Origin of the sequence: Alkalimonas amylolytica (assembly GCF_900107845.1) — a bacterium.
In the GTDB taxonomy this organism is placed as follows: domain Bacteria; phylum Pseudomonadota; class Gammaproteobacteria; order Enterobacterales; family Alteromonadaceae; genus Alkalimonas; species Alkalimonas amylolytica.
This window is the reverse complement of sequence record NZ_FNRM01000001.1, coordinates 433,343-459,853: the sequence shown is the minus strand read 5'-3', so window position 1 is coordinate 459,853 and position 26,511 is coordinate 433,343. Positions and strand designations below refer to the sequence as shown.

Here is a 26,511-nt window from a genome sequence, read left to right as displayed (position 1 = left end):
GCAATGAAAAACGCTGAGTTTCCTTAGCTGCAGCTGAAATAATTTAGCTGGCGTCATTATCTATTCCTATTTGAAACATGCCCTTACCCTACATTAGGAATGAAATATTCTTTGATTTTAAATTATTCAGCATAATTTATTTCAAATTGCGTGAATCTTTGCTATGTTAAAACTGTTCGGAAAACGAACAGCGCATTATAAGAAATCCAGGTGACCAGTTAGGAGAGATGCACGTGAAGTTGAAACCATTAATCGGTTGTTTAGCCTTGGCCGGGCTAGGCACACACGCGATAGCGAACGACAATCTGTCTGTCGCTGAGGCCGAAGACGCCGTTGAACGAATTCGGGTCACCGGCTCCAGTATCAAACGTACGACCTTGGAAGGTGAATTACCTATTACCGTCTTCACCCGTGAAGACATCAATGCCGCCGGTATTACCTCGGGTGAGCAGTTGTTAATGCAACTCAACATTGCCGGTAATGGCGTCGATAATATGGCCAGTAACGAAGGCATATCGACGGCGGATAACCGTGCTAACCATGGCAATTCGGGCGCCAACCTGCGTGGTCAGGGCTCGGATGCAACTTTGGTCTTACTCAATGGTCGTCGCTTGGCACCGCACGGCTTAAAAGGACGCAGTGTCGATTTAAACTCCATTCCATTTGCAGCCCTGGACCGTGTAGAGATCCTGCGTGATGGCGCCTCTGCTGTTTATGGCACCGACGCCATTGGCGGGGTCATTAACTTTATTACCCGCCGTGATTATACGGGTGCCCAGGTCTCTGGTTTTGCCGATGTGACCGAGGCGGGTGCAGGCCATATCTATCGTGCCAATGCACTTTTTGGTGTTGGTGATTTTGATCAGGATGGCTGGAACGCCTTTGGTACCATTACCGCCAAGCGTAACCTGGGCATTCGTGGCACCCAACGTGATTTCACCAACTCCTTCCAGGAGGACAGGGGCTTATCGCCGGATACGCGTGGTACGCCTTTTGCGACCATTTTTAATGTCAGCACTGCTACAGCGCCAGGCTTGATAGGCTCTGGCTTGATTGACCCTAATCCAAACAGCCCTGTAGCCCGCCAGGATGCAATCAATATTCTGGCTTTACCGGGTGGTCCGGGTTGTGAGGCCGGTGGCGATTTTATGGGGCGCTTTGATCCGAACCTGTACCCATGGTCGCCTCAGTCTCAGTATGCTTGTGCCTGGGAGTATGGCCGCCACCGCATGCTGCAGTCGCCGCTGGAGAGCCTGGACTTTGTTGGTCGGCTCTCGTTTAACTTAGGCGATAGCCATGAAATGTTTTTTGAGCTATCCGCCGCTCATGTTGAATCCAGAAAGAGTTTTGAGCAATATCAGATCAGTTCCAGTGCGCTGGCGACAGCACAGTTCAATCCATCGACCTGGTACCCAAGTACCGGAGTTAATTATGACCGTATTTTCCATACTTTGGGTGGTTATTTTGGCTACGATGGTCTGAACTATGGAGCTCCCATTGCCTATCGTTGGCGTTGTATTGAGTGTGGACCTCGGACTTTCGACACCGACACTACTTCCTACCGGGCTTTGCTGGCTTTTGAGGGCATGGTCGCTGATTACGATTACACCATTGGCCTGTCGCGTTCAGAAAATAGCTCCAAAACGAAACTGGTGGATGGTTACTACTATCTGGATCAACTGCAAACACTGTTGGGTAGTGGTACTTTGGATCCTTTCATGTTCCCAGGTCAGCAATCACAAGCAGCGCTGGATGGCTTAGCGGCCGCCTCTGCTGCTGGTGTAAAACTGTATGATGGCACCACAACCTTAACACAACTTGATGCTATCATTTCTGGTGATTTAGGGCTGGAACTGCCAGGTGGTTTTATTCAAGCTGCGGTCGGTACCGATTTGCGCCGTGAGGAATACCGCTTTAATGGCTCGGATTTAGAGCCTGGCCGGACCGTCCCATTAGCGCCGTTTGATGATCAAAATGCGCTGGATAAAGTTAGTCGTAACATCAAGGCGGTCTTTGCGGAAGTGTATTTCCCGGTATTGGACAACCTGGATCTGACGTTGGCCGGCCGTTATGATCATTACAGTGGTTTTGGCAGCACCACCAATCCAAAAGTCTCGTTAAAGTACCAGCCAGTTGAGCAGGTGATGGTGCGTGCTGCTTACAGCACTGGCTTTAAAGTGCCAAACTTCAACCAGTTGTTTGAAGGCGAGCGCTCGGAGCCGATCACGGTCGATACCTGGTTTGATCCGACCCGTTGTCCGGATGGTCAGGTGAGTGATACCCCTGGGTGTGAATCGATTCAACCAAACCTGATCCGTGGTGGTAAGGTGGATTTGCAGCCGGAAGAGTCCACCCAAAAGAGCATCGGAGTGGTATTGGTCCCTACCGATAATTTCAACATCAGTGTTGACTGGTGGGAGATTGAGCGTACCAATACCATTCGGGTTGCGACCCAGAATGTGTTGTTGCAAAACTACCAGTCCTTCCAGGACAACTTTATCCGCAACAGTGCAGGTGAGATCACGGCCATTGATGCCCGTTTTATTAACTCGGGCGGTACCTTAACCCGTGGTATTGAAGTGGATGCCAACCTGACCGGTGAACTGGCCGGCGGGAGCTGGCGGCTGCGGTTAAATGGTAACTACCTGCAGAGCTTTAAAACCAAAGCGCTGGATACACTGCCCTACAGCGAGAATCTAGTAGGTCAGTTTGTCTACAACAACAACCTGCCTATCAAGTGGAAACATACAGTCAATTTCAGCTATACCCATGGCGACTTTATGCACAGCCTGACGCAAATTTACCGTCATGGTTATGAAAGTGCGGTCTTTGCCAGGATTGCCAGTGGCGTCCACAACCCACCAAACTTTGATTATCGGGTGAAAAGCTACACCACCTATAATTACAGTCTGACTTACCGTGGTCTGGAGAATACCCTAATTACCATGGGGATTAAGAACCTGTTTGACCAAGATCCACCATTCTCGTCACACAATATGGACTCGGCAGCTGGCTCAGCCTGGGAGCCTCGTGTGGCCGATCCTCGTGGCCGTGCTTACACCTTATTGGTAGAGTACACCTTCTAAGGTAGAGCCATGAAACGAGTAAAACCGCAGCCCTGGTGCTGCGGTTTTTTTTGCCTGATAGCTGGTCACTTGGTTGAATGCATCGGTCTCTGACACAAAAAAACCGGTAACCTTGCGGCTACCGGCGGTGGTATCGGCAGGGAGGTGCCGTTTAAGCTAACATTTGTAGGCCTTTGATGCTCCGAATGCCGAGGCCTGGCGTGTCTTGAATGCTAATATCAGCACCCTCAAATAGCACATTGCCTTCAACAGGATCAAAAGCACAGAGCGAAGGCCCATCTAAATCGACCTTGGTGATCACATCGGATTTTGCCACTGCCAGGTGGACGGCTGCAGATACGCTGATGCTGGTTTCCAGCATGCAACCAATCATGCACTGCATATCGTAGAAAGAGCAGATATCAGCAATTTTGATCGCATTGGAAATACCGCCGGTTTTCATCAACTTGATGTTGATGATATCGGCGGCGCGCATTTTTATAAGCTCAATCACTTCTCGAGGGCTGAAGGTAGCTTCATCGGCCATTACCGGCGTATGCACTCGGTCAGTCACGTATTTCAGGCCATCAATATCCAGTGCTTTCACCGGCTGCTCTACCAGTTCCAGTCGCACACCGGCATCTTCCAGCTTGTGCAGTGCATACACGGCTTCTTTGGCCGTCCAGCCCTGATTAGCATCCAGCCGGATCAGCGCCCGGCCTTCTACCGCGGCATAAATGGCTTTTACCCGCTCGATATCAACACCAATGTCTTTGCCTACCTTTACTTTGAGTGTCTCAAAGCCACGGTCAACGGCTTCGAGCGAGTCCGCTACCATCTTATCAATATAATCCACGCTGATGGTCAGATCGGTGGTCAGTTTCGGCACTCCGCCGCCCAGCATTTTGTACAAAGGGGCACCGTACAGCTGAGCAAACAAATCGTAGATAGCAATTTCTACCGCCGCTTTGGCGCTGTAATTCTTCATAATACAGCCCTGAATCACCCGGGTGACATGATTCAGATCGGAGATGTCGAGACCAATCAGCTTGGGCTTGATTATTGTGCGAATGGCTTCAATGATGGAGCCATGAATGTCACCAGTGATCACGGCGGTGGCCGGCGCTTCCCCATAACCGACATGGCCGGTATCGGTTTCGATGATCACCACGACATCTTCAATCTCATGCACCGTGCGCAGTGCCGTTTTAAACGGCGTTTTCAGCGGCACTTTCAGCATGCCCAAACGGATATCAGTTATTTTCATGTCAAACCTCGAGCGCAAGAAAGCAGTTGCTTGCTATACCACTATAATGACTGCGTTGTAATCAGGCTAGCCAAGACAGCATTTTACCGACCAACAGGCCGCCCGCTGTGCCGACCACGTAACCCAGCATGGCCATTAATACACCAACCGGGATCAACGCCTTTGAGTAAGCCGCTGCCAGTATTGGAGCCGAAGCCACCCCGCCAATATTAGCGAGTGAGGCCACACCACAAGTAAATAAATCCAACCGAAATAACTTGGCGACCAGCGCCATCAACACGCCATGAATGCAGAGGATCATTAAACCTGCGGTCACATAAATGGGGGCCTTGGCTAAATCAGCAAAGTCGGCTCTGGAGGCAATCAAGGCGATAATCACCAGTAGCATGATTTGTGACAACTCCACCGAGCCAGATAGCTTACCAAGTCGGGTCATGGCTGCTAACACACCGGCCAGGGTAACCAACAGAATGGTCCAGGTCATGGTGGTTAAAAAAGCGGTGGTTGGTAACCAGCTTGCCAGGTGTTGGCTGACAGCAGAGACCAGAAAGCTCAGGCTCAGTAGTACCAATAAATTTAATTGTGTCACGGCTTTCTCATCTTGCTGCAGCGCCAGGCGCTCGCCTGCTTTTGCCAGCAAACTACTGTCTGCTTTAGTCCAGCGATTAAACAGGCCGGCAAAGGGTACCAGCGCCAACAAAATCATCACCCAGATGGCATAGTCAATCGAGTCCATGAGTAAGGTGTAACCCATGCGGCTGTCTGGCACATCCAATGCAGATTGGATGGCGGCCATATTGCCGGTGCCTCCCATCCAGCTGCCCGATAAGGCAGCAAACGTTTTCCAGCTATCGGGTTCCAACCAGCGATGAAACAGGGCAAAAGTGATCACAAAGCCTAACATGATAGTGACTACAGCAGTAAAAAAGGCCCCCAACATGCGGGGACCAAGGTGGGCAATCGCTCGTAAATCACTTTTCAACAACATCAGGAAAATCATGGCAGGTAGCAAGTTATTGCGAACCGCGCTGTAGGTTGCCCGAATACTGTCGGTTTGACTCCAAAGGCCTAAACTGGATGCCAGCATCACGCCGAAATACAGCAGCACAATGCCAGGTAAAATGGTAAAGAGGCGCCAGCCGCTGTATTTCTCCAACAACCCCAGAGCTGCAGCAATCAGCAGTAAAACCGTCAGAAATAAAAAACCATCAGTGATCATCAGCTATCCACAGCGGTGTAATTAAATATTCTATTTATACAGCAACATTAGCATAAATTATTCCAATGTAAAATGCTTCCTGCTGATTCTTTGGTCTGTTTTTCATCAATGTCAGATAGAATCTCACTAAAAGAAGGATTCATTAGGAATAAAAAATTCAATTTACACTATTCTTTTTGGAATAATGGCCGTTGTGGAAACCGAAAGGCTTTGTTATGGTGTGCTGAAAATTTCTGCACTATCAGGTTGCTGATGAAAAAACGTGTACTGCATTTTGGCTGGATTGCTACTATAGCTGGTATTGGCCTTTATCTGGGATTGACTGCTGTGCAAACTGAACTTTCGCTGGAGCAAAAAATCGCTCAGAAGCTGATGATTGATGTGCGCTATTTTTGCCCCCAGCCAGGCGAAGAAGCCTGTCGTCAGCCAGTGACCCGTTTACCGGATGAGCTCCGGCAACTGATTCGCGATACTGGTCTGGGTGGGGTCATTTTATTTGCCGAGAATCTGCAAACGCCAGAGCAGATCATCGATCTGACGCAGGACTTGCAGCAAGCCGCTATGAATTCCCCGGTTGGTCAACCGCTTTTTATATCGGTAGATCAGGAAGGCGGCCGGGTATTTCGTACCCCGCGTAGTTTTAGTACCGGTTTTTCCGGCAACATGGCGATAGGGGCGACCTATGCGCGGCATGGTGTGTTTTATGCCGAACAAGTCGGGACGGTGCTTGGCAAAGAACTGGCAGTGCTGGGCATCAATACCAACCATGCCCCTGTGGTGGATGTGAATAGCAATCCGGCCAATCCGGTGATCAATGTGCGTGCTTTTGGTGAGCACCCTCAGCCCGTGGCTGAGTTATCAGTTGCGCTGCTTAGCAGTATGCAACAGCAAGGCGTGTTGGGCACGCTGAAGCACTTCCCTGGTCACGGGGATACCTATCTCGACAGTCATCTGGCTTTGCCGTTGGTGAGCCATACACATGCTCACATTGAGCAACTGGATTTAGCACCTTTTCAGTGGGCCATAGAGCACACCGAAGTACCGATGATTATGACAGCGCACATTCAGTATCCGGCGCTGGATGCCAGTACCATCTTCAGTACAGCAGGGCAGAGCATGATACGACCTGCTACTATGTCGCGCGCAATTCTGACGGATTTATTGCGCCAGCAGATGGGGTTTGAAGGTCTGGTGATTACCGATGCGCTGGATATGGCAGCCATCAGTCACTATTTTACGCCCATCCAGGCAGTGCAAGAAACCTTTGCTGCCGGAGCTGATATTGCTTTGATGCCCTATCCGATCAGGCGGCCAGAAGATCTGGTGGCGTTCAAAGCCTTGATTGCTGAGCTGGCGAGTGCGGTGCGACAAGGAGAGCTCAGTGCCGCCGAACTGGAAACGTCCTGGCAGCGCATCCGCAGCGTAAAACAGCGCTGGCTGGCAAACACCCAGCCTGTTGTTGATCGCAGTGCCTTGTATCAGGCGGCAAGTCAGCAGCTTGGTCAACCGCGTCATAGGGAGTTAGAACAGGAGTTGGCCCGGCAGGCACTGACGCTGCTGCATGCAGAGCCTGGCATGCTGCCTTTAGTAACTGAGCAGTTGTCACACATCCATCTACTGGCCGCTACTCCGTTGCAGGCGCGGATGCTCAGGCAGTCTCTGAGCCAGCATTGGCCAGAGCAGGCCAAAGAGCAGTTGCGTTGGACAGAATCCAGCTTTGATGACTGGCAACCGGAGCAGGCACTGCAGCTAAGTCAGCAGGCTGATTTGGTGATCCATGCTGGTTGGCAGCGGCTGGCCAGCTTGGTTGACTTGGGCGGTATGGCCGATGCAGCCAGCCAGCAGCGCCCTGCAATGAGTTATGCTGCTGCGATGCAAGCCAGTGCACAGGTGCTGCAGGCGGCCAAGCACGCTGACACAAAGGTAATCCTGCTGGGCTTTGGAACGCCCTATGAGCTTATCCCTTTAATGCCCTTTAGTGATATCAGTATGCTGGCCTACCATCATGGCATTGAACAGCATGGGTCTGGTCTCTTGTATGGACCCACCTATCAGGCAGTTGCCGAAGCCTTACTGGGGCATACCCCCATGCATGGGGAGTTGCCGGTTCGACTGACTGTGCCAGACTTGGTAGTCAGGGAGGCGCGTGAATGACTGACTCTGATCAGCGGGCTAAGCAATTAGTTAGGCTTGGGTTGCTAGCGCTGTCATTGGCGGCCATCGTCTGGCCTGCGATGGCCAGCAGCGACTGGGATATCCGGGTACGTGAACCGGCTCAGCTAAGTGTCGAGCTGCCAGAGCAGCGCAGTCAGCGTACTTTGGTCAATGACCAGCGAATTTTTTACAGCTATCAGGGCCAGGGTGCACTCTGGCTGGATTTGCAGCAAGCTACGGCGGCTCGCATTGAGATCAATGGTCGTGAGCTGGCTTTGCCCGCTGAGCTATCGAAGCAGCCGATGATACTGTCACTGGCCGAGTACACCCGCGATGGGCTGAATCAATTGCATGTCGCAGCTGTCGAGCCGTCTGGGGCCGCTATTCGTTTGCGTTTTGATTACCCAAGCTTGGTAGAGGGTTCTGCCGACGAAGCCGGATTCTCAGCAAAGCGGCTGGCTGAACTGGATGCACTGATTGAGCAGGAAGTTGCGGCTGGTTTTCCGGGGGCGGTGCTGCTCATTGCCAAAAACGGCCGGGTGATTAAAGAAACGGCCTATGGCTATGCCAAGCGCTACGACAGTGCCGGACAGCCCCTGGCAGAGCCCGAGCTGATGCAAACCGATACGCTGTTTGATATTGCTTCCAACAGCAAGATGTACGCAACCGTTTATGCGGTGATGAAGCTGGTCAGCGATGGCCTGCTGGATATCAATGCACCAATTGTGCAGTACCTGCCGGAGTATCAGGGGGATGGTCGTGAGCTGCGGCTGGTGCGGGATCTGCTGGATCACACGGCTGGCTATGGCCCGGAGTTGCATTTCTTCCGGCCTGATAACCGTTTAGGGGCTGCTTTTTATTCGATAGAGCCTGCGCGTACTAAGCAGTTGTTGATAGAAAAGGTGCCTTTTGAGCGGCCACGAGGCCAAAGCGCTGTCTACAGCGATACCGGTTTTATGCTGCTGGGGGCTCTGGTAGAACGGGTGGCTGACATGGCGCTGGACAGCTACCTTGAGCAACAACTGTACCAGCCGCTGGGCTTAGGCAGTACGATGTTCAATCCGTTGCAAAAAGGCATTTCGGCCAGTCGGATTGCAGCTACTGAACTGGATGGCAACACCAGAGGGGGCTTACGCCAGCAGTTTCCGGCGATGCGACGGGGCGTACTGCGCGGTGAAGTGCATGATGAAAAAGCCTTTTACTCGTTGGCTGGGGTGGCTGGCCATGCCGGTTTATTCAGCACAGCCCGCGAGCTGGCCGTGCTGATGATGCTGGCACAACATGGTGGTTATGGCGATCTGCCGGTGTTTAGCCAGCCGGTGATCCAGCAGTTTGTGCGGCCATCGAGCCGGGATCATCGTTTTGGCCTCGGCTGGCGCACGGCGGTTGGTGGCGATCTGGACTGGCATTTTGGCCCTTATGCCAGTCGATATGCTTTTGGTCATACCGGCTGGACAGGCACTGCCACGCTGATCGATCCCCAGTACGATTTGCTGGTGGTGCTGTTAACCAACAAAAAGCATTCACCGATCCAGCGGGATGGCAGCGGCTACTATTTTAGCGGTGATCGATTCCAAACCGGCATGTATGGCAGCGTGATGAGCCTGGTGTATCAGGCCATGCTGGGGTTATAGCCACACCATGCAGCACACGAAGCATGGCGCAACAGAGCGCGCAGCACAAAAGGACAACCGATGGATATAAAATTGACAGCGCTAGACTGGCTGGTGTTTGCCGGCTACTTTGTTCTGCTGGCTGCCATGGGCTGGGTATTAAGTCAGCGCCGCGCCGGCAATGCCCGTGATTACTTTCTTGGTGGTAATCAGATGCCGATGTGGGCGGTGGCTATTTCGGTAATGGCGACTTCCCAGTCGGCGGCTACCTTTTTGGGTGGGCCGGATCAGGGCTTTCGTGGCGATCTGACCTATCTGGCCACCAATATCGGTGCCTTTCTTGCGGCTTTCGTGGTGATCATCTACTTGATCCCGCGCTATTATCAGGCCAGGGTGAGCACCGTCTATGGCTTACTGCAGCAACGCTTTGGTGGCAGCGCCAAGCGCCAGGCTGGCAGCATGTATTTGTTTGGCCGGGTCTTTGCCAGTGGGGCCCGCCTCTACATGGCAGCGATTGCGGTGTCGATGGTGATTTTTCATAACATTGAAGCCAGCAGCGTGGTGTTGTCCATTGTCTTGTTGGCCTTTGGCGCCCTGGCCTATTCGGTGGTGGGTGGCATTCGTTCGGTGATTTACACCGATGCGTTTCAGTGTGCTGTCTATGTGCTGGCGGCGCTGGCCGTATTGATCTACCTGCTGTGGCTGATCCCGGCCGAACCTGCTGCCATGGTAGCGGCGCTCAGGCAGCCGCTCGATGGCGCTGGTTCCAAGTTGCAGTTGCTGGATTTTTCGCTGGATTTTGGTGCCTCCGGGGTTTTTACCTTTTGGTCGGCCATTACCGGCTTTGTGTTGTTGAACATTGCGGCTTTTGGGCTGGATCAGGACATGACCCAGCGGGTGCTGACCTGTAAAACTGCCAAAGAGGGCGCCAGAGCCATGCTGTTATCGGTGGTGCTAATTATTCCGGTGATGCTGTTGTTTATTGCCATCGGCATGTTGCTCTATATCTTTTATCTGCGACCCGATCTGATGCAGCAAGGCGGTGCTCCGTTGGCCAGTAGTTTTGCCGGTGAAACCGTCACGGTTTTTATGTACTTTGTACTCAATGAAATGCCGGCTGGTTTGCGCGGTTTGGTCACTGTCGGGGTAGTGGCTGCGGCGCTTTCCACCATGACCTCTGGCCTGAACTCGATGTCCTCGGTATTGGTGGAAGATCTGTACCGGCCCTGGCGGCTGCGGCACCAGCCAGAAAGCTCTGAGCGACACTTTGTGCGCGCCGGCCAGTTTGGCATGCTGCTGACAGCAACGGCACTGTCGGCGATGGCGGTGCTGTGTTTTTACTGGCAGCAGTTTAGTGATATGCCATTGCTGGCTTTTGCCCTAAGTGTAATGGTGTTCTCTTACAGCGGCTTACTGGGCGTTTATTTTACCGTGTTGTTCACCCGTCGCGGTAATGCCCAAAGTGTGGCTGCGGCGCTGGTTTGTGGTTTCTTAGTGCCGCTGTTTTTTCAGCCCTATGTGCTGCAATGGTTTGGCCCCAGCCTGGCTGAGTGGGATCTGGGCTTTACCTGGCAGCTTTGTCTGGGTACTTTATTAGCCTTTGCTGTCTGCTGTTTGGGAAGGCCAAAAGCACAGCAGTCTTTGTTATCAGCCGCAGCAACAGGAGATGCAGCGTGACGGATTTTATACTTGGTATTGATGCCGGTGGCACAAAAACCCTCGGCCGATTGCTGCATCTGGCGTCTGGCCGCAGTTGGCAACTAAAAATGGGCTCAGCCTCGCTGACCAACGACTACAACAATGCAGCCGCAACCCTGTATCAGCTGATCAGCAATCTGTTTGAGCAGGCGCGCTGTACTGGGGATCAGGTCACTGTGGTGGCCGGGGTGCCCGGGGCTGGCAACTTGCAACTGCGAAAATCGCTGGAGCTGCACTTGGCAGAGCTATGCCCGCAGCTTTGGATCACCACTGATGCAAAAACCTCGGTCTGGGGCGCCAACAATGGCCAGCCGGTGGCGGTGGTAGCGCTTGGAACCGGCTCGGTCGGCATGCGGCTTGAACCCAACGGGGAAGAACGGCAGTTTGGCGGCTGGGGTTTTAATATTGGTGATGAAGGCAGTGGCGCTATCTTAGGCAAAATGGCGGTACGCGAAGTGCTGGATGAGTTTGACCGCAGCCGCGGTTTTGCTTCTGCACTCGCCAAAGCAGTGACCGCTGTGATCGGCACCGATCCGGCCAACATCCTGGGCTGGCTCAAGCATGCCGCGGTCAATGACTTTTCCAGGCTGGCGCCACTGGTGCTGCCGCTGGCAGCGAACTGCCCGCAAGCCGCCAAGGTGTTTGCCCGTTACCTGAAGGACGTGGTGGAGCTGATCGACCTGACTTGCCTGGAGGTGCGCTTACCCATCGTCATTCTGGGGGGACTGGCAGAAGGGACCATACCACACCTGCCTGCGCGAATACGCCAGCACATCATTCCAGCGGCAGGCACCTCGGTGGATGGCGCCTTGTTGCTGGCGAAAAAATGGCGCAGTGGTGAGCTGGAAAAAACGGAGCCCCGGCTATGAGCAAGCAACCAGAGCTGGATAGCCAGCAGGAACAGCAATTACTGCAACAGCTGGGCAGCTTTTTATCGGAAAGCCGCAACCCGGACAGCATGGATCTGGATCAGCTGGATACCCTGGCATTGTTGCAACGCATCAATCAGGCCGATCAGCAGGTCGCCCAGGTCATCGCCGGGATCCTGCCGCAAGTGGCTGAAGCGGTTGATGCCATCGTCGCTGCCTTTGCTGCTGGCGGCCGACTGATCTACATCGGTGCCGGCACCAGTGGTCGCTTAGGCATTTTGGATGCGGCCGAATGTCCGCCCACCTTCAGTACCCCGCCACAGCAGGTGCAGGCACTGATTGCCGGCGGTCCAGCTGCTATTTTGCAAGCGGTGGAAGGGGCTGAAGATGATGCTGCTCAGGGCGTAGCCGATGTAAAGGCGATCGCTTTATCTTCCAAAGACGTACTGGTAGGGATAGCTGCCAGCGGCCGTACCCCCTATGTGGTGGCTGCCATGCAGCAGGGGCAAGCGCTGGGTGCTACCATCATTGGCATCAGCTGCAACCCCGATACGGCGGTGCTTGAGGCGGCTGATATCCCCTTGTGCGCTGCGGTAGGCCCTGAGGTATTAACTGGCTCGACCCGGATGAAGTCCGGCACCGCCCAAAAGCTGCTGCTAAATATGTTATCAACCGCCAGTATGGTGCGAAGTGGTAAGGTCTATCAAAATCTGATGGTGGATTTGCATGCCAGCAATCAAAAGCTATTGGTACGGGCTGCGCGCATTGTAGCTGAAGCCACGGGCTGCAGCCATGAGCAGGCCAAACAAATGCTGCGTGAGTCCGATTACAATGCCAAGCTGGCGATACTGCGGATTTTGACCGGTTTAGCCAAATCAGACGCGGCCGCTTTGTTGGCACAGCAAGCCGGCTTTTTGCGCCAGGCGCTGACTCAGCATCAGCAAGACGCCAACCTGATGCCATAACTAAAAAACAATCGATTACCCCTGCACTAGGGTGGAATAATTTATTCTATACAGCTATTATCTAGAATAAATAATTCTGCCCGTTCAGGAGTCCCTCCATGGCCATTGGCTACCAGCAGCAACAGCTGCATATCGAGCAGCTGTCTGCTCAGGATTTGTTGCAGCAATACGGTTCCCCCTGTTATGTGTATTCCAAAGCCCAGCTACTGACCAATTTGCAGGCCTATCAGCAAGCAGCAACCGGTTTGGATGCGCTGATTTGCTTTGCCGTCAAAGCCAACTCCAATCTGGCCGTATTGCAGTTGTTTGCCGCCGCGGGTGCCGGCGCTGATGTGGTCTCAGTGGGTGAGTTGCAACGGGCATTGGCCGCCGGTTTTGCTGCCAATCGTATTGTCTACTCCGGGGTTGGTAAAACCAAGACTGATATGGCGCTGGCACTGAAAGCCGGGATTTTGCAATTTAATGTCGAGTCCATCCCCGAGCTGCAGCGGTTAAGTGAGGTGGCGACAGCCCTTGGCCTGGAGGCTGCGATTGCTATCCGGGTCAATCCGGATGTCGATGCCGGTACTCACGAAAAAATTGCCACCGGCAAAGCTGAAAATAAATTTGGTATCAGTTGGCAGCAGGTGGAGCAAGTGTATGCGCTGGCGGCAGAGTTGCCGGGGATCCGTATTCAGGGCGTCGATATGCATATCGGCTCGCAAATTACCGACTTAGCGCCTTACCAGGCTGCATTTCAGCGTATGCTGGAATTAGTGGAACGTTTGCAAGCGCTAGGTCATACCATCGATACCATTGATCTTGGCGGAGGTCTTGGCATTTTGTACCCGGATGCCCGGCAAGCGGTTTCGATTGACGATTACATGGCGCTGGTACGGCAGCATTTTGCCAATAAAGGCTGCCGGCTGATTTTAGAGCCAGGACGTTCACTGGCAGCCACTGCTGGTGTGCTGTTGTGCCAGGTAGAATATGTCAAGCAAGGGCCTGGCAAAACTTTTTTGATTCTGGATGCGGCGATGAATGATTTGCTGCGTCCTGCCATGTACGGTGCTGTGCATGCTATCTGGCCGGTGCAACTCCACCCAGAGCGTGCCAGCCAACGCTATGATGTGGTCGGCCCGGTGTGTGAAACCGGTGATACCTTCAGTATGGGGCAAACGTTGCCTGAGCTTGCACCGGGTGAGGCGGTAGCGATAGGTCAGGCCGGGGCTTATGGCGCCGTGATGGCATCGTGCTACAACACCAGGGCATTGGTGCCTGAAGTGCTGGTATCCGGCCAGCAGTCGGCGTTGGTGCGTCGTCGTATTGAGATTGAGGAGCAGCTGAGTTGGGATCAGATGCCAGATTTTTAACATTGTTTACCGGAGCTGGCTGTTCAGGTTATAGTAGCGCTGCTGGCCCTGGCTTAACACGAGTACAAAAACAATATGGTGTGTCTACTGAAAATCAGAGGTTTGCAAGACCAGATGTCTGCCATTGAACGCAAACTTGCTGACTTTATTCTGGATAACTCGCATTTACTTCGTGACTACTCATCGCAGCAATTGGCGGATGCTGTGGGCGTGAGTCAATCCAGCGTAGTGAAGTTTTGCCAGAAAGTTGGTTACAAAGGCTATCCGGATTTCAAGCTGGCGGTCAGCGAAGCTTTGGTCGCGCAATCCAGTTTGAGCCGGGAAGAGAGTAGTGACCAAAAGAAAGCACCCTTAGCTGAAGTAGAGCAGTTCCAGCTGCAACTGCAGGCCAGTTACCGTACTTTGCTGGAAATCAACGAACAAAAAACGCTAACGCGGGCAACGCAACTGCTCGATAGTGCAGATAAAATTTTATTGGTAGGGTTTGGCGGCTCCGGCTTGGTAGCTGCTGACTTTGCTTTTCGATTGCAGCAACTGGGTAAAACCGTTTGCTATCATCCGGACCCTGCAGTGCAAATGCAATACAGTGCTCAACTGTCTGAGCGGAGTGTGCTTTTTGCCATCTCGCAAAGCGGTGAAAATCAGGATGTGTTGCGACTGGCGCGCGGACTGAAGTCGCAGAAAGTCCAGCTGATATCGTTGACTGCTTTCAAAACCAACCCTTTAAGCCTATTGGTGCAAACCCCTTTGTATGTGCTTGCTGGCGACAGCAGCCCGCGACTTGATCCACTGTTGGAGCAGCTTGGTGCTCAACATGTGTGCCACCTGCTGTATCTGCAGCTTAGTAAAACGACAGCCAATGCCAAGGTGCTGGAGCACAGCCAACGGTTGATGCAGCAACTGGCTCGTCGTTAATCTCATGATTTCAAGATAAAAAAACCAGCGAACAGGTCGCTGGTGTGGGCAAAACCGGGCAAAACCCCGGCCAAAATTAACGCTTAACTTGCTGTTACGGTCTCACTGTGATCCGGATCGGTGCTTAGATCCCGCGCCAATAACAAGTACATGGCTGGTACCACAAACAAGGTGAAAGCCGTGCCTATGGTCATACCACTGGCAATCACCAGCCCCATGGCATAGCGCGAAGCGGCACCAGCACCACTGGCAATAAGCAGTGGGATCATGGCCAGTACGGTGGCGGCAGTGGTCATCAGAATAGGCCGCAGACGCACCGCGGTCGCTTCTTCAATGGCTTCACGTTTGCTTCGCCCTTCCTGTTGCAGCTGATTGGCAAACTCCACAATCAAGATACCGTGCTTGGCGATCAGACCCACCAGCGTAAGCAAACCGACCTGGGTATAAATATTCAGACTGGTAAAGCCGAGGCTGATAAAGATCAAGGCACCGCACACACTCATCGGTACCGTCACCAAAATGATCACCGCATTTTTAAAGGACTCAAACTGGGCGGCCAGCACCAGGAAGATCACAATCAAAGCAAAGAAGAAGGTGATCACCAGTTGCTGACCTTCGGCTTTGTACTGGCGTGACTGACCGGCGTAATCCACGGTATAACCGGCTGGCAGCACCTCGGCGGCAATGTCTTCCAGCACGGCTAAGGCTTCGCCCAAAGGCACACCAGGGCGGGGCAGGCCAGAAATCTTCACTGCGTTCAGCTGCTGAAAGCCTTTCAGTGCTTGTGGTTGCACGCTTTCTTCCAGCGTGATCAAGGTAGACAGAGGCACCAGCTCGCCATCCCGGTTGCGGGTGTAGTAGTTTTTCAGCTGCTCCGGGTTTAAACGTTCAACCCGTTCGACCTGTGGGATCACCCGGTAGGAGCGGTTATCCAGTGCAAAGCGTCCGGCATCGGCGCCGGCCAGCATGCTGCCTAAATCTGCGGCGATTTGTTGCATACTGACACCCATCAGGGCAGCCTTATCGCGATCCACATGCACGGTCTGGCGTGGCCGGTCGATCTTCAGATCGTTGTCGACAAAGATAAAGCGACCACTGGCCATGGCACGGCCCATCACCTGTTGTGCTACTTCCTGCAGGGCTTCAAACGGCTGGGTGGAGCCAATGACAAATTCCACCGGCAGGCCACCACCTGGCGAGGGCAGGGATGGGGGCACCAGGGCAAAGCTGTTCAGGCCAGGCAGCTTGTCCAGAAATGGCTGAATGTGTGTTTCCAGTATGTGCTGCGTGCTGCGGCTGCGCTGATCCCAGGGGGAGAGTACCAGGCCGGCAATGGCTGTATTGGTACCACCCATACCATTGATGATAAATACGTTTTCCAGTTCAGGAATATCATCCAGCAGTCGGTTTAGCTCCTTGGTATTGCGCTCCAGATAATCCAGCGTGGCATAGCTGTCGGCCGACAGAATTGAAAACACAAAGCCCTGATCCTCGGCTGGCTCCAGCTCAGATGGGCTGGTGACAAACAAGAAGTAACAGGACACCAGCACAATGGCGCCAAAGGTCAGCAGCACTGGCAGGTAATTGAGAGCACCATGCAGCTGTTTTTGATAACCGTGACGTAAGCTGGTAAAGCGTCGATCCAGCCAGGCTTCCAATCGGGGTTTTTCTGCTTCCGATGAGTGGGCTTTTAAAATATAGGCACACATCACAGGAGATAGTGTCAGCGCCACTACGCCGGATAAAATGACCGTGGCAGCCAGAGTAAAGGCAAACTCGACAAAGAGTACACCGGTCAGCCCACCGACAAATCCAATCGGAATAAAGACCGCCACTAAGGTAGTGGACATGGCAATGATGGGCCAGGCCAACTGACGGGCACCCAAAATAGCCGCTTCTATCCGCGACTTGCCTTCTTCCATAAAGCGGTGAATGTTCTCCAGCATAATGATGGCATCATCCACCACGATACCAATGGCCAGCACCATGGCCAGCAAGGTCAGCAGATTGATGGAAAAGCCCATTAGCCACATTAAAAAGAAGGTACCGACCAGGGACACCGGAATCGCGATGGCTGGGATAATGACACTGCGCATCGAGCCTAAAAAGGCATAGATCACCAGAACCACAATCAACAGTGCCAGCACGATGGACACCACCACTTCGTTGATGGCGTTTTCAATGTACTCCGTGGAGTCGTACGGAATATCGGCACTTAACCCCTCCGGCAACTGTGGGATAATGTCGTTGTCCCAAATGCGGCGCACATCGGCAATCACATCCAGTGCATTGGCATCCGGTGCAATCTCAATCCCCATAAAGGTGGCGGCCAGGCCATTGAAACTGACTGAACTCTCATAGCTTTCGGCACCGAGCTCGACTTCGGCAATGTCCATTAAACGCACCAGTGCATCCTGATCGGTGCGAACCACCAGTTGCTCAAATTCTTCGACACTGCGCAGATCGGTGGCGGCATTTAAATCTACCGCTACCATCTGGCCTTTGGTGCGGCCAAGCGCTGCCAGCACATTATTGCTTCGCAGGGCCTGAGTGACATCACTGCCGGTCACGCCCAGCGAGGCCATCCGGCTCGGATCCAGCCAGATCCGCATGGCAAAGGTGCGGGCACCGAGGATTTCTGCCCGTTGCACACCGGGAATGGTCGCCAGCTGAGGTTCAACCACCCGTACCAGATAGTCGGTGATCTGGTTATTGCCGAGCACCTCGCTGTAAAACGACAGGTACATGGCGGCTACATCCTGGTCGACTTTCAGATTGACCACAGGATCCCGGGCATTTTCCGGCAGCTCGGAGCGTACCTTGTTCACCTGAGCGGCAATCTGGGTCAGGGCTTCGTTTGGATCGTAATCCAGCCGCAGGTAGGCTTCAATCGAGCTCATGCCAGCCACAGAGGTAGATACAATGTAATCAATGCCCTCTGCCGCAGCAATTTCCCGCTCCAGCGGACTGGTAATAAAGCCCTGGATCAGGTCGGCATCGGCACCAATGTAGGTGGTAGATACGGTGACCACGGCATTTTTAATCTCCGGGAACTGGCGCACATTCATATCGAACAAAGAACGCAGCCCCAGCAGCACAATAAAGAGACTAACCACCGTTGCCAGTACGGGCTTACGGATAAAGACGTCGGTAAAACGCATCTTTACATTCCTTATTGGTTGGCCGGTTGGGGGTTCAGCTCTGCGCTTGGTTGCGCATTGCCATTGTCACTGACTTTGACCGCCGCACCGTTGCGCAGCTTCAACAGGCCAGAGGTTGCCACCTGATCGCCCGGCTCCAGACCGCCCAACACATTGATTAAATCGCCGCGGGTCTCGCCGGTTTGCACAAAGCGCTGGAAGGCTTTTAGCTGACCGTCCTCTTCGCGCAGCACAAAGACTGAATTGCCATAGGTATTGAACTGAATCGCCGTCTGAGGCACCAGCAACACCTCCTGCACCTGACCAGTCAGCACTTCGACCCGGCCAAACATGCCCGGGCGCAGTTGGTGCTCTGGGTTTTGTAGTGTGGCCTGGATTTCCACACTGCGGCTGGAAGGGCGAACACCAGGTGCAATGGCGGTGATTTCACCTTCAAACGCCTGTTCCAGATGGGCATCGACCCGCACCCGGACCTGCTGGCCTACATGAATTTGTGACAGCCGCTGCTCTGGCAGGGTGAAGTTTAAATAGACCGGATCCAGTGCCTCCAGTGAGACCACCGCCGAGCCTGGTGATAGCATCTGGCCTAAGTTCACCCGGCGAATGCCAAGAATGCCACTAAAAGGCGCACGGATTTCTTTTTGCGCAATGCGGGCTTGCTGCATTCGAACTGCAGCGGCTGCCTGTTCGGCCTCGCTCTCACGACGACGCAGATCCAGCTCGGACACGCTGCGCTCCTGAAACAAGCGCTGGTTGCGGTTTAACTCGATGTGTGCCAGTTTCTCGGCGGCCTGCAACCGGGCCAGCTCGGGCTGGTCGATGCTGTCATCCAGTTTGACCAGCAGCTGGCCTTGTTCAACAGCGGCACCGCTTTCAAACAAAATTTCCCGTACGATACCGCTGGTCTCGCTGGTTAGTTCAGTACCTTGCCTGGCAACAAAGCTACCCACTGCGCTGATCGCGGTTTCCCAACGGTCCGGTTCTGCTTTGGCAGCAGTAATGCTGGCGGTTGGCATCGGCATAGTGTCGAAAAACTGATTCATAAAGTGATTGCCGATGGCTTTGTAGCCAAAAATGCCGCCAAAGACGATGAGCACGGCAAGCAACATCAGACTCATGCGCTTAAACATGATGACTCCTTGATAGGCTGCCATGCAGCCAACTGATTCAAAAAAAACGATGCAGGGCCAGGGGAGACTCCCAGGCTGTTATGCAATCCCTAAATGCTGTTCTATATGCTGCACCAATTGTTGCAGCACTTTGGGTTGACTGAAATCCAGCAGCGGCAGCCACTGCATGCCATTCAGTAACCGGTTCATATTGCGGTACATGGTCATAGGTCCGCGAGGAATGGAGAAGGCTTCCAGCAGACCTTGAGTGTGATCCAGCGTATGACTGCCCTGGCACAAGGCCCAGGTACCATAAGCAAGCTCCATAGTACTGGCACCCTGAGGATCCAGATCACCGGCATCGATGGCTTGTTGCACGATGCCACTGACAATGCGGCAAATGGGTTGACCACACTGCAGTAATTGCTGCCGTCTGACTTCGGAAGCGTTTTCCCACACCGCTTCGGTCATCACGTACTGCGATAACTTGACGTAATTGGCCTGGCGCTGGTTGAAATCCTGCTCAGCCACACAAATGGCAAAAATGCGCTGGCGGGAGGGCGCTTGCCATTGCTCAATGCGCTCAAACAGTTCCAGGTGCAGCGCAGATTGGCGGGCCATCAGTGCCATCAGCAGATCCTCTTTCGAGGTAAAATGCTGGTACAAGGTGCCGGTGGCGTAATCACAGGCTTTGGCCAGCTTGGCCATTTGCAGCTGAAGAAAGCCTTCTTCGGCAATCAATTGCTCAGCAGCATCGAGAAACAGCTGCTCCCGCTCTTCCCGTTCCCGTTGTTTGCGTTCGGATGTACCCATAACCACCTCATTTGAAAAGGTGACATATTTTGAATCAGATTCAAAAAACGATCAAGAATTCATTTTGTGAACCTTTGTAACAGACTATGTATAGCCCTAAGTAACGACAGGTAAGCGCTTGCCTGGCTTGAAGCGCAACCAAAGCAGTTTCAGTTTGTAAAACGGAGTGAGTACCAGTGCATTGCCAGTGAGCACCAGACAAAAACCAACCACAGTGCTCACTTGCCACTGGAAACCTTCAAACAAAGAACTGAACACCACAGCCACTAAAGGGAACAGCACAATAACGTAACTGGCTTTTTCCGGACCCATTCGTTTTAACAGCGCAAAATAGCTGCCAAAAGCAATGACCGAGCCAAACACCGATAGATAGAGCAGTGACCACAAATAAGTCGGCTCGCTGCTGATGGTAAAGGTTTTACCGTTTAGCAGCGCCAGGGCCGCCAGCGCCAGGCTACCGTACAGCATGCCCCAGGCATTCATCGGCAAGATAGCCAGACCACGCCGTGAGTTGCGTACACTGAGCATATTGCCAAATGAGGCACTTAAAGTGCCGGATAGGACCAGCAGCAAACCCAGTAGGCTGGTATTGGCCAGCGACAACTCGGTTAAATCTGGCGCAAACAGCACGGCAATACCGGCGATACCAAGCAAAGCGCCAGCATAAATCCGTTTGGCGATCGGCTGACCAAAGAACAGCCGGGTATTGATGATGTTCATCAACAACATGGTTGAAAATGCAATGGCTGCCATTGCTGAGGTCAGGTGCAATTGGGCCTGATACAACAGGAAATAATTCAGGGCAAAGTTCAGCAGCGCCATCAGGGCGACACTTAGGTGCATGGGTGCAGGCATTTGCATCGGTAGCTTACGCCACAGACACCACAGCCAGAGCAAGAGTGCGGCCAGGCCAAAGCGATAGACCAGGGATACTTCAACCGCTACCTCACCCAATTGGAATTCAATGGCAAACCAGGTGGATCCCCAGATCAGTACAGTGAGCAAGTACAGCAAAGCGGTTTGCATAAAATCTCCGAAGCGGGCTAAGCAGGCCTTTGTATGGTAGCGAATTTCTGTATACTCACCATGTACAGAAAAAAAGAAATATGACCTATACAGTTGAGGTGATGATGAACCTGGCGATTCAGCGTGATCAAACGGAGTTTTTGTACCAGCAGGTGGTGCGGCTGGTGCGGCAGTTGCAGCAGCAACAGTTGCTGCGGGTCGGTGACCGTTTACCCTCCTTACGTCAACTCAGTCAGCAGCTTGGCATCAGCATCCCAACGGTACGCCAGGGCTATGAGGAGCTGGAGCGGCTGGGTATGGTTGAAGCAAGGGACCGCTCGGGCTATTACCTAAAGGCAGAAAACCGGCCGACGTGTCGGCCCGCCCGCTTGCCACTGAGCAGTGAGCCGGTGCCGGTGCGCCAGCAAAGTTTGCTGGAGCAGTTTTATCAGGCGGTGCATCAACCGGGCATTTTGCCGCTGGGTATTGCCCAGCCCAGTATGGCGCAGCCCTCAGAAAAAGCCTTGCTGCGCACCATGCGCCGGGTCACAACCCTGGCCGGTCAGCAGGTGATGCATTATGGCCCTATCGATGGTTTTGCGCCGCTCAAGCGTCAACTGGCTTTTCGTTATCTGGATGTTGGCTTGTCCTTGCAACCGGATGAGCTGATCATCACCAATGGCGGCCAGGAAGCGCTGGCCATCGCTTTGCAGGCTGTAGCCAAAGCAGGGGATGTGATCGCGGTGGAGTCGCCGACTTACTTTGGCGTGCTGGAGTTGATTGAAACCCTGGGCATGATGGCAGTGGAAATTCCGGTTTGTCCGGACGATGGCATCTGGCTGGATGATTTACAGCATGCGCTGGCGCATCAGCCTATCCGTGCCTGTGTCTTTTCATCGTCCATTAGCAATCCGATGGGATCTTTTATGCCAGATGCTCAGCGCGAAGCACTGGTGCTAATGCTGGAGCAGCGCGGCATTCCGCTGATTGAAGACGATGTCTATGGTGAGCTCTATTTTGGCGCTGCCCGCGGCCGGCCGGCGCAGTGTTTTAGCCGCAAGGGGCTGGTGCTGACCTGCAGCTCGTTTTCCAAAACCGTGGCGCCCAGTTACCGGGTTGGCTGGTTGCTACCGGGGCGTTTTGGCACTGAAGTATGGCGCTTAAAGCGGGCGCTGTCCTTTGCCTCCTCCTTGCTCAACCAGTGGACCATGTCTGAGTTTATTGCCAGTGGTGATTACGATCGAAACCTGAAAAAACTACGGCAGGTACTTAAACTGAATAAAGAGCGGATGATGGCGCTGGTGCAGCAGTATTTTCCTGAAGGGACCAAGGTCAGCAATCCGCAGGGGGGCGCTGTGCTCTGGGTAGAGCTGGCTAAGCAGGCGGATTGCAGTCGCTTGTTTCAGCAGGCCTTGCAGCAGGGCATCAGCATAGCGCCAGGCACCTTATTCTCGCCTTCGCAAAAGTTTTGCAATTGCTTCCGGCTGAGTTTTGGTGTGCGCTGGCAGCCGGAGCTGGAGCGGGCGATGCAAAAACTTGGTATACTGGCGCGGCAAGCCTGAGTTGTTTTTCGTGTACTTAGCCCATATCAAGAGTTTTTCAGCGGCTGCTTTGTTCAGTAGCCGCTCAGCCTAAGGCAGTACAATGGGTGCTCTGGTGATGCCCGTGTTCCAGTCATGTTTGCTGGCAGGCCTTTAAGAAAAGGTAGGATCATGTTTTCATTTCAGCGTCAAAACGGCCAGTGGCAAAAAATCTGGCGACAGCAGCAAGCGGCAGGCCCACTGCAGCGTATTCTGGCCTGGCTGGTCATGGGTGTCTTACTGGTGGCTGGTTTTTTCCTGTTGTTGCTGATGCTGGTGTTAAGTTGGTTGCTTATTCCGCTGTTTTACTGGCGTTATCGCCGCAAAATGCGGGCCTTTCAGCAGGCGGCCAATCAAGCTCAGCAGCAATATCAACAGCAGGCGGATCAGCAGAGCCCGACCGGGCATCGCGTGATTGAAGGCGAAGTTGTTGGCAAAAAAGAAGAGTAACGAAACGGCAGGAAAACCGTTTCGTTAAGCTTGTACCGCCAGTTTGCATTGAATGTAATCGCTGTGGCGAATAAAAAGTAAATCGGCAATTTTACGCAGCATGGCTTCTTCGTGTGGGTCCAATTCGCCATCATGGTAGGCAATGCGCCAGAGCTGTTCCAGCAGATCCAGCCGTTCTGGATAGCTCAGGTCTTTCATTTTAGAAGTAAAGCGGTGCAGGCAGACCGAATTACTGCTTAACTCCTTAGCCCGGCTGAACACCACCTCGGCATTTGTTTTGCTTAACTGATACTCACCGGTCAGGTAATTAAGCACCAAATCGTGTTCGGCACTGGCATCCTGAAAGTCAGCCGCCGCCACTTCCAGCATCAGCACTACTGACATCAACTGCGCTTCGTTTACCAGCTTGAGCGCCGGGCAATCGGCAACCGGCTCTGCACCACTGCGATCCAGCAATTGCTTAAATAATTGAAACATATCTACTCCTGTCAGCGCGGGCAGCCGCTTGATTTTTTTACGCTGTTACCCAATTGTACAGATCAGTTCATGATTATCTGAGTGCTTTTTATGGCAATGGTTCTGCTGGCGTTGATTACGCTGTTGTTGCTTGGCTGGCTGCTGGGGCAACCTTACTGGCGACGTTGGCAGCGTCAACGGTTACTTAAACAGCCTTTTCCACACAGCTGGCGGCAGATTTTAAAACGCCGGCTGCCTTATTTTCGAGCTTTACCGACCGACTTGCAACTGAAGCTAAAAAAGCTGATCCAGCTGTTTGTGGCAGAAAAAGATTTTGTCGGCTGTGCCGGCCTGGTGATGGATGATGAAATCCGGGTCACCATTGCCGCCCAGGCTTGTTTGTTGCTGTTAGGCCGGCCACATGATCTCTACCCTGGATTACGGCAAATTCTGGTGTACCCAGCGGCCTTCGTGGTACCGAACCGCCAGCCAGATGGTGCAGGTGTGATGCATGACGGGGCAGGGGTATTGTTGGGTGAATCCTGGGGCCAGGGGCAGGTGATTTTATCCTGGCAAGACTCACTCAAAGGTGCTGCCGATCCGTTCGATGGCCACAATGTGGTGATCCACGAGTTCGCTCATCAGTTGGATCAGCAAAAAGGTTATGCCAATGGCGCGCCTGTACTGGGTGAGGGAGGCGATATCCAGCGTTGGAGCCAGGTATTTCAACAGGCATTTAACCGGTTGCAGCAGCAACTGAGTTTGGGGCAGCCCAGCTTGTTTGATCCATACGCCGCTACCAATCCTGCCGAGTTTTTTGCCGTTGCCAGTGAAGTATTCTTTGAGCAGCCTTTAGCCTTCCAACAGCAAGAGCCTGATTTGTACCTGCAATTGCAGCAGTTTTACCGGCTTAATCCTGCTTTGTGGCACTAAGCCAGCCCTTACAGGCCCCAACAAAGGTTAGGCTTTATCCAGTCCAAGTGCGGAGCGGACTGTGTTGGCAAAATCAGTGAAACGCTCTTTCAGGCTGCGTTTAATGGCAATATCCAGCGAACCCAGCACCGAATAGCCCTGAATGCGGATGCAATGGGTTTTGCCACTGCGTGGCTCGCCGGAGCCAACCGAGTTGTCGGTCGAAGCGGCAATGTTGTTAACATCGCTTAACACCGCCACATGTTCTGGTACCTTGATGGAGATACTACCCAGCCAGTTGGAAAGTTGCAGGGTCACCTGCTGGTGCTCAAACAGCGCCTCGGAAAAATCCAGCTCCACGGAAGAGAGTGCATTGACAATCGTAAGATGTTGCGGCACCCGCCATGGCCCGGAGCGCTCATCACTACTCAGGATTGACACCAGGCGGTCTTTATCCGACGATTCGTTGGCACTTATTGTTTTGGCTGTGCTGGGCGCTGTGTTAGAGGCAGCAAAGTTTTGTGACCACATGGCCCGGTACTTGGCATCCGGCTCTAAGGTCAGATCCGCCACTTGCTCAATCAGTACATAGGGATCGTCGGAGTTGGTAGCAATATCGAGCCGGCGTTCAAAGGCCTGCTCAGAAATCACACTGTGGCTGTAGTTCATGATCAGCTGATCAATGACGGCTTCGCGTACTTGGGCGATGGGTCTGTCTTCCAGTTTTACACCTGAGGTATCAATTGCCATGTTAGATTCCTGCCATTATCCGGTGGTTCCTCTTCGCTTGTGCGACAGCTTGCGGTTGTCGCTTCCGGCCACACATCCCAAGCCGTACCACAAACTATGAACCAGCAGAGCTCCTTGAGAAAGTACAAAATTGTAATATTTCTTATCAAGAGCACAGAGCCGTACCGTCGGCATTGGCAATACCAGGGCTGGCTTAATTCGGCTGTGTTGCTGTTAGGCAGTCACTAAGCCAGATCAAAGCCTCAGTATCCACCCCGATGGCAGCAGCTTTTTGCTGGTAACGCAGGCAGTCATCGGCAGACGGGGTGGGGCTTCTGGCTAAAATCCAGGCGTAATTAAGATTATGGCCAACCACCAGTGCCATGCTGTAGTCCGGCTCCAGCTTGGCAATGTTGTAACTGGCAAAAAAGGGCCCGAAGAAAGACACCTTCAGCTTGCCTGTCGCGCTATCACTGGCGAAGTACGCACGTCCCTCGGCTTCACGCCATTCACCGCGGCTTTGGTGGTAGCCTCGATTCAGTACGCGCACACCACCATCGTCGCGCATGCTGTAATGGGCGGTGACCTCGCTAAGGCCGCGCTCGAAGCGGTGATCCAGGCGGGCTATCTCATGCCACTGGCCTAAATACGACTCCAGCTCAAAGGGGGATACTGGTTGTACGGAGCTGGGTGTGCCGGTGCAGCCTGCCAGCAAGATCAAAGCAGCAAAAAACAATCGCATGGGAAGAGCCTTCAGGGTTGTTGGCATGATGCATCCAGATACGAACCCGAGCCGTAATCGGTTGCATCGTAAATAAGGATACCAACACCATGCCACATTCGTTTAACGAAGAACAGCTATCACGCATCATTGAGATGGCGTGGGAAGATAGGACGCCTTTTGAAGCGATCCACCAGAACTTCGGACTCACTGAATCCGAGGTGATTCGTATTATGCGCCGGGAGCTCAAAGCTGCAAGCTTCCGTCGTTGGCGTCAGCGCGTCAGCGGTCGTGTGACAAAACATGCCATGCTTCGACCGGATGGCATTTTAAGAGCCTATTGTCCCACCCAATACAAGCAACAGAATTAGATCTGCATCAACTTAGCGGCAGGATTAAAACTTGGCACCAGGCGGTCAGGCAGCTAGAGTAGTTGTTTTATGGTGCTGAGTTTTACG

Annotated in this window: 21 protein-coding genes; 12 read left to right on the top strand and 9 right to left on the bottom strand. The window is 53.2% G+C overall.

What is annotated here, in order from left to right:
- Nucleotides 1-227: 227 nt before the first annotated feature.
- A complete protein-coding gene (locus BLW37_RS02040; protein WP_245785576.1) occupies nt 228-3,086 on the top strand; it encodes a TonB-dependent receptor domain-containing protein in 2,859 nt (952 codons plus the stop codon).
- A gap of 151 nt (nt 3,087-3,237) precedes the next feature.
- Here the strand turns inward: BLW37_RS02040 and BLW37_RS02035 are convergent, their stop codons facing one another.
- Together BLW37_RS02035 and BLW37_RS02030 are read right to left on the bottom strand one after the other, a co-directional pair.
- Complete coding sequence (locus BLW37_RS02035; RefSeq protein ID WP_091338680.1) at nt 3,238-4,332, bottom strand: dipeptide epimerase; 1,095 nt, start codon at nt 4,330-4,332, stop codon at nt 3,238-3,240.
- Nucleotides 4,333-4,393: 61 nt separating this feature from the next.
- Nucleotides 4,394-5,551: a DUF819 family protein gene (locus BLW37_RS02030; protein ID WP_091338678.1), complete on the bottom strand. Its 1,158-nt coding sequence runs from the start codon at nt 5,549-5,551 to the stop codon at nt 4,394-4,396.
- Nucleotides 5,552-5,803: 252 nt separating this feature from the next.
- Between BLW37_RS02030 and BLW37_RS02025 the strand changes: the two genes are divergently transcribed.
- The 7 genes from BLW37_RS02025 (at nt 5,804) to BLW37_RS01995 (ending at nt 15,117) form a co-directional block, all read left to right on the top strand.
- Entirely contained in the window at nt 5,804-7,705 is a 1,902-nt protein-coding gene (locus BLW37_RS02025) for a glycoside hydrolase family 3 protein (RefSeq protein ID WP_171907521.1), read from the top strand.
- A complete protein-coding gene (gene pbp4b / locus BLW37_RS02020; protein WP_091338673.1) occupies nt 7,702-9,339 on the top strand; it encodes a penicillin binding protein PBP4B in 1,638 nt (545 codons plus the stop codon). Before BLW37_RS02025 ends, pbp4b begins: the two co-directional genes overlap by 4 nt.
- Nucleotides 9,340-9,399: 60 nt before the next feature.
- A complete protein-coding gene (locus tag BLW37_RS02015; protein ID WP_091338670.1) occupies nt 9,400-10,995 on the top strand; it encodes a sodium:solute symporter in 1,596 nt (531 codons plus the stop codon).
- Nucleotides 10,992-11,885, top strand: a complete 894-nt coding sequence (locus BLW37_RS02010; protein ID WP_171907520.1) for a glucosamine kinase nucleotide-binding domain-containing protein — start codon at nt 10,992-10,994, stop codon at nt 11,883-11,885. The genes BLW37_RS02015 and BLW37_RS02010 overlap by 4 nt, the downstream gene beginning before the upstream one ends.
- Complete coding sequence (gene murQ / locus BLW37_RS02005; RefSeq protein ID WP_091338665.1) at nt 11,882-12,850, top strand: N-acetylmuramic acid 6-phosphate etherase; 969 nt, start codon at nt 11,882-11,884, stop codon at nt 12,848-12,850. The genes BLW37_RS02010 and murQ overlap by 4 nt, the downstream gene beginning before the upstream one ends.
- 98 nt (nt 12,851-12,948) lie before the next feature.
- On the top strand, nt 12,949-14,202 hold the full coding sequence (gene lysA, locus BLW37_RS02000; RefSeq protein ID WP_091338662.1) for a diaminopimelate decarboxylase: 1,254 nt from the start codon (nt 12,949-12,951) through the stop codon (nt 14,200-14,202).
- Between the two features lie 114 nt (nt 14,203-14,316).
- Nucleotides 14,317-15,117, top strand: a complete 801-nt coding sequence (locus BLW37_RS01995; RefSeq protein WP_245785575.1) for a MurR/RpiR family transcriptional regulator — start codon at nt 14,317-14,319, stop codon at nt 15,115-15,117.
- 83 nt (nt 15,118-15,200) lie between these two features.
- Here the strand turns inward: BLW37_RS01995 and BLW37_RS01990 are convergent, their stop codons facing one another.
- The 4 genes from BLW37_RS01990 to BLW37_RS01975 all read right to left on the bottom strand — a co-directional run bounded on the left by BLW37_RS01990 (nt 15,201) and on the right by BLW37_RS01975 (nt 21,226).
- A complete protein-coding gene (locus BLW37_RS01990) occupies nt 15,201-18,278 on the bottom strand; it encodes an efflux RND transporter permease subunit (RefSeq protein WP_091338655.1) in 3,078 nt (1,025 codons plus the stop codon).
- A gap of 11 nt (nt 18,279-18,289) precedes the next feature.
- Nucleotides 18,290-19,408: an efflux RND transporter periplasmic adaptor subunit gene (locus BLW37_RS01985; RefSeq protein ID WP_091338652.1), complete on the bottom strand. Its 1,119-nt coding sequence runs from the start codon at nt 19,406-19,408 to the stop codon at nt 18,290-18,292.
- A 78-nt stretch (nt 19,409-19,486) separates the two neighbouring features.
- Entirely contained in the window at nt 19,487-20,200 is a 714-nt protein-coding gene (locus tag BLW37_RS01980) for a TetR/AcrR family transcriptional regulator (protein WP_091338649.1), read from the bottom strand.
- 96 nt (nt 20,201-20,296) lie between these two features.
- Nucleotides 20,297-21,226: a DMT family transporter gene (locus tag BLW37_RS01975; RefSeq protein WP_091338647.1), complete on the bottom strand. Its 930-nt coding sequence runs from the start codon at nt 21,224-21,226 to the stop codon at nt 20,297-20,299.
- An 80-nt stretch (nt 21,227-21,306) separates the two neighbouring features.
- Here BLW37_RS01975 and BLW37_RS01970 point away from each other — a divergent pair, with 80 nt between their 5' ends.
- Both BLW37_RS01970 and BLW37_RS01965 read left to right on the top strand, forming a co-directional pair.
- Nucleotides 21,307-22,767 carry an aminotransferase-like domain-containing protein gene (locus tag BLW37_RS01970; protein ID WP_245785574.1) on the top strand — a complete coding sequence of 487 codons (1,461 nt, stop codon included), beginning with the start codon at nt 21,307-21,309 and terminating at the stop codon, nt 22,765-22,767.
- A gap of 150 nt (nt 22,768-22,917) precedes the next feature.
- The gene (locus BLW37_RS01965) at nt 22,918-23,235 is read left to right on the top strand and encodes a hypothetical protein (protein WP_091338645.1); all 318 of its coding nucleotides are present in this window, start codon (nt 22,918-22,920) and stop codon (nt 23,233-23,235) included.
- A 24-nt stretch (nt 23,236-23,259) separates the two neighbouring features.
- Here the strand turns inward: BLW37_RS01965 and BLW37_RS01960 are convergent, their stop codons facing one another.
- The gene (locus BLW37_RS01960) at nt 23,260-23,712 is read right to left on the bottom strand and encodes a tellurite resistance TerB family protein (RefSeq protein ID WP_091338642.1); all 453 of its coding nucleotides are present in this window, start codon (nt 23,710-23,712) and stop codon (nt 23,260-23,262) included.
- Between the two features lie 90 nt (nt 23,713-23,802).
- On the opposite strand from BLW37_RS01960, the gene BLW37_RS01955 reads away from it, so the two are divergent.
- Complete coding sequence (locus tag BLW37_RS01955; RefSeq protein WP_091338639.1) at nt 23,803-24,624, top strand: M90 family metallopeptidase; 822 nt, start codon at nt 23,803-23,805, stop codon at nt 24,622-24,624.
- Nucleotides 24,625-24,651: 27 nt separating this feature from the next.
- Here the strand turns inward: BLW37_RS01955 and BLW37_RS01950 are convergent, their stop codons facing one another.
- Together BLW37_RS01950 and BLW37_RS01945 are read right to left on the bottom strand one after the other, a co-directional pair.
- On the bottom strand, nt 24,652-25,353 hold the full coding sequence (locus tag BLW37_RS01950) for a LiaF domain-containing protein (RefSeq protein ID WP_091338635.1): 702 nt from the start codon (nt 25,351-25,353) through the stop codon (nt 24,652-24,654).
- A gap of 193 nt (nt 25,354-25,546) precedes the next feature.
- The gene (locus tag BLW37_RS01945) at nt 25,547-26,074 is read right to left on the bottom strand and encodes a lipocalin family protein (RefSeq protein ID WP_091338632.1); all 528 of its coding nucleotides are present in this window, start codon (nt 26,072-26,074) and stop codon (nt 25,547-25,549) included.
- Nucleotides 26,075-26,163: 89 nt separating this feature from the next.
- Between BLW37_RS01945 and BLW37_RS01940 the strand changes: the two genes are divergently transcribed.
- Nucleotides 26,164-26,424 (top strand): TIGR03643 family protein, encoded by a 261-nt coding sequence (locus BLW37_RS01940; RefSeq protein WP_091338629.1) that lies wholly within the window; start codon nt 26,164-26,166, stop codon nt 26,422-26,424.
- The last annotated feature ends 87 nt before the right edge of the window (nt 26,425-26,511 follow it).

Excerpts from the sequence above, each read along its gene's own strand:
- BLW37_RS01970 (WP_245785574.1), top strand. The coding sequence starts at position 21,307 with ATGACCTATACAGTTGAGGTGATGATGAACCTGGCGATTCAGCGTGAT.
- BLW37_RS01985 (WP_091338652.1), bottom strand. The coding sequence starts at position 19,408 with ATGTTTAAGCGCATGAGTCTGATGTTGCTTGCCGTGCTCATCGTCTTT.
- BLW37_RS01990 (WP_091338655.1), bottom strand. The coding sequence starts at position 18,278 with ATGCGTTTTACCGACGTCTTTATCCGTAAGCCCGTACTGGCAACGGTG.
- BLW37_RS01950 (WP_091338635.1), bottom strand. The coding sequence starts at position 25,353 with ATGGCAATTGATACCTCAGGTGTAAAACTGGAAGACAGACCCATCGCC.
- murQ (WP_091338665.1), top strand. The coding sequence starts at position 11,882 with ATGAGCAAGCAACCAGAGCTGGATAGCCAGCAGGAACAGCAATTACTG.
- BLW37_RS01965 (WP_091338645.1), top strand. The coding sequence starts at position 22,918 with ATGTTTTCATTTCAGCGTCAAAACGGCCAGTGGCAAAAAATCTGGCGA.
- BLW37_RS02015 (WP_091338670.1), top strand. The coding sequence starts at position 9,400 with ATGGATATAAAATTGACAGCGCTAGACTGGCTGGTGTTTGCCGGCTAC.
- lysA (WP_091338662.1), top strand. The coding sequence starts at position 12,949 with ATGGCCATTGGCTACCAGCAGCAACAGCTGCATATCGAGCAGCTGTCT.
- BLW37_RS02040 (WP_245785576.1), top strand. The coding sequence starts at position 228 with ATGCACGTGAAGTTGAAACCATTAATCGGTTGTTTAGCCTTGGCCGGG.
- BLW37_RS01955 (WP_091338639.1), top strand. The coding sequence starts at position 23,803 with ATGGCAATGGTTCTGCTGGCGTTGATTACGCTGTTGTTGCTTGGCTGG.
- BLW37_RS01995 (WP_245785575.1), top strand. The coding sequence starts at position 14,317 with ATGTCTGCCATTGAACGCAAACTTGCTGACTTTATTCTGGATAACTCG.
- BLW37_RS01940 (WP_091338629.1), top strand. The coding sequence starts at position 26,164 with ATGCCACATTCGTTTAACGAAGAACAGCTATCACGCATCATTGAGATG.
- BLW37_RS01945 (WP_091338632.1), bottom strand. The coding sequence starts at position 26,074 with ATGCGATTGTTTTTTGCTGCTTTGATCTTGCTGGCAGGCTGCACCGGC.
- BLW37_RS02025 (WP_171907521.1), top strand. The coding sequence starts at position 5,804 with ATGAAAAAACGTGTACTGCATTTTGGCTGGATTGCTACTATAGCTGGT.
- BLW37_RS02035 (WP_091338680.1), bottom strand. The coding sequence starts at position 4,332 with ATGAAAATAACTGATATCCGTTTGGGCATGCTGAAAGTGCCGCTGAAA.
- BLW37_RS01980 (WP_091338649.1), bottom strand. The coding sequence starts at position 20,200 with ATGGGTACATCCGAACGCAAACAACGGGAACGGGAAGAGCGGGAGCAG.
- BLW37_RS02030 (WP_091338678.1), bottom strand. The coding sequence starts at position 5,551 with ATGATCACTGATGGTTTTTTATTTCTGACGGTTTTACTGCTGATTGCT.
- BLW37_RS01960 (WP_091338642.1), bottom strand. The coding sequence starts at position 23,712 with ATGTTTCAATTATTTAAGCAATTGCTGGATCGCAGTGGTGCAGAGCCG.
- pbp4b (WP_091338673.1), top strand. The coding sequence starts at position 7,702 with ATGACTGACTCTGATCAGCGGGCTAAGCAATTAGTTAGGCTTGGGTTG.
- BLW37_RS01975 (WP_091338647.1), bottom strand. The coding sequence starts at position 21,226 with ATGCAAACCGCTTTGCTGTACTTGCTCACTGTACTGATCTGGGGATCC.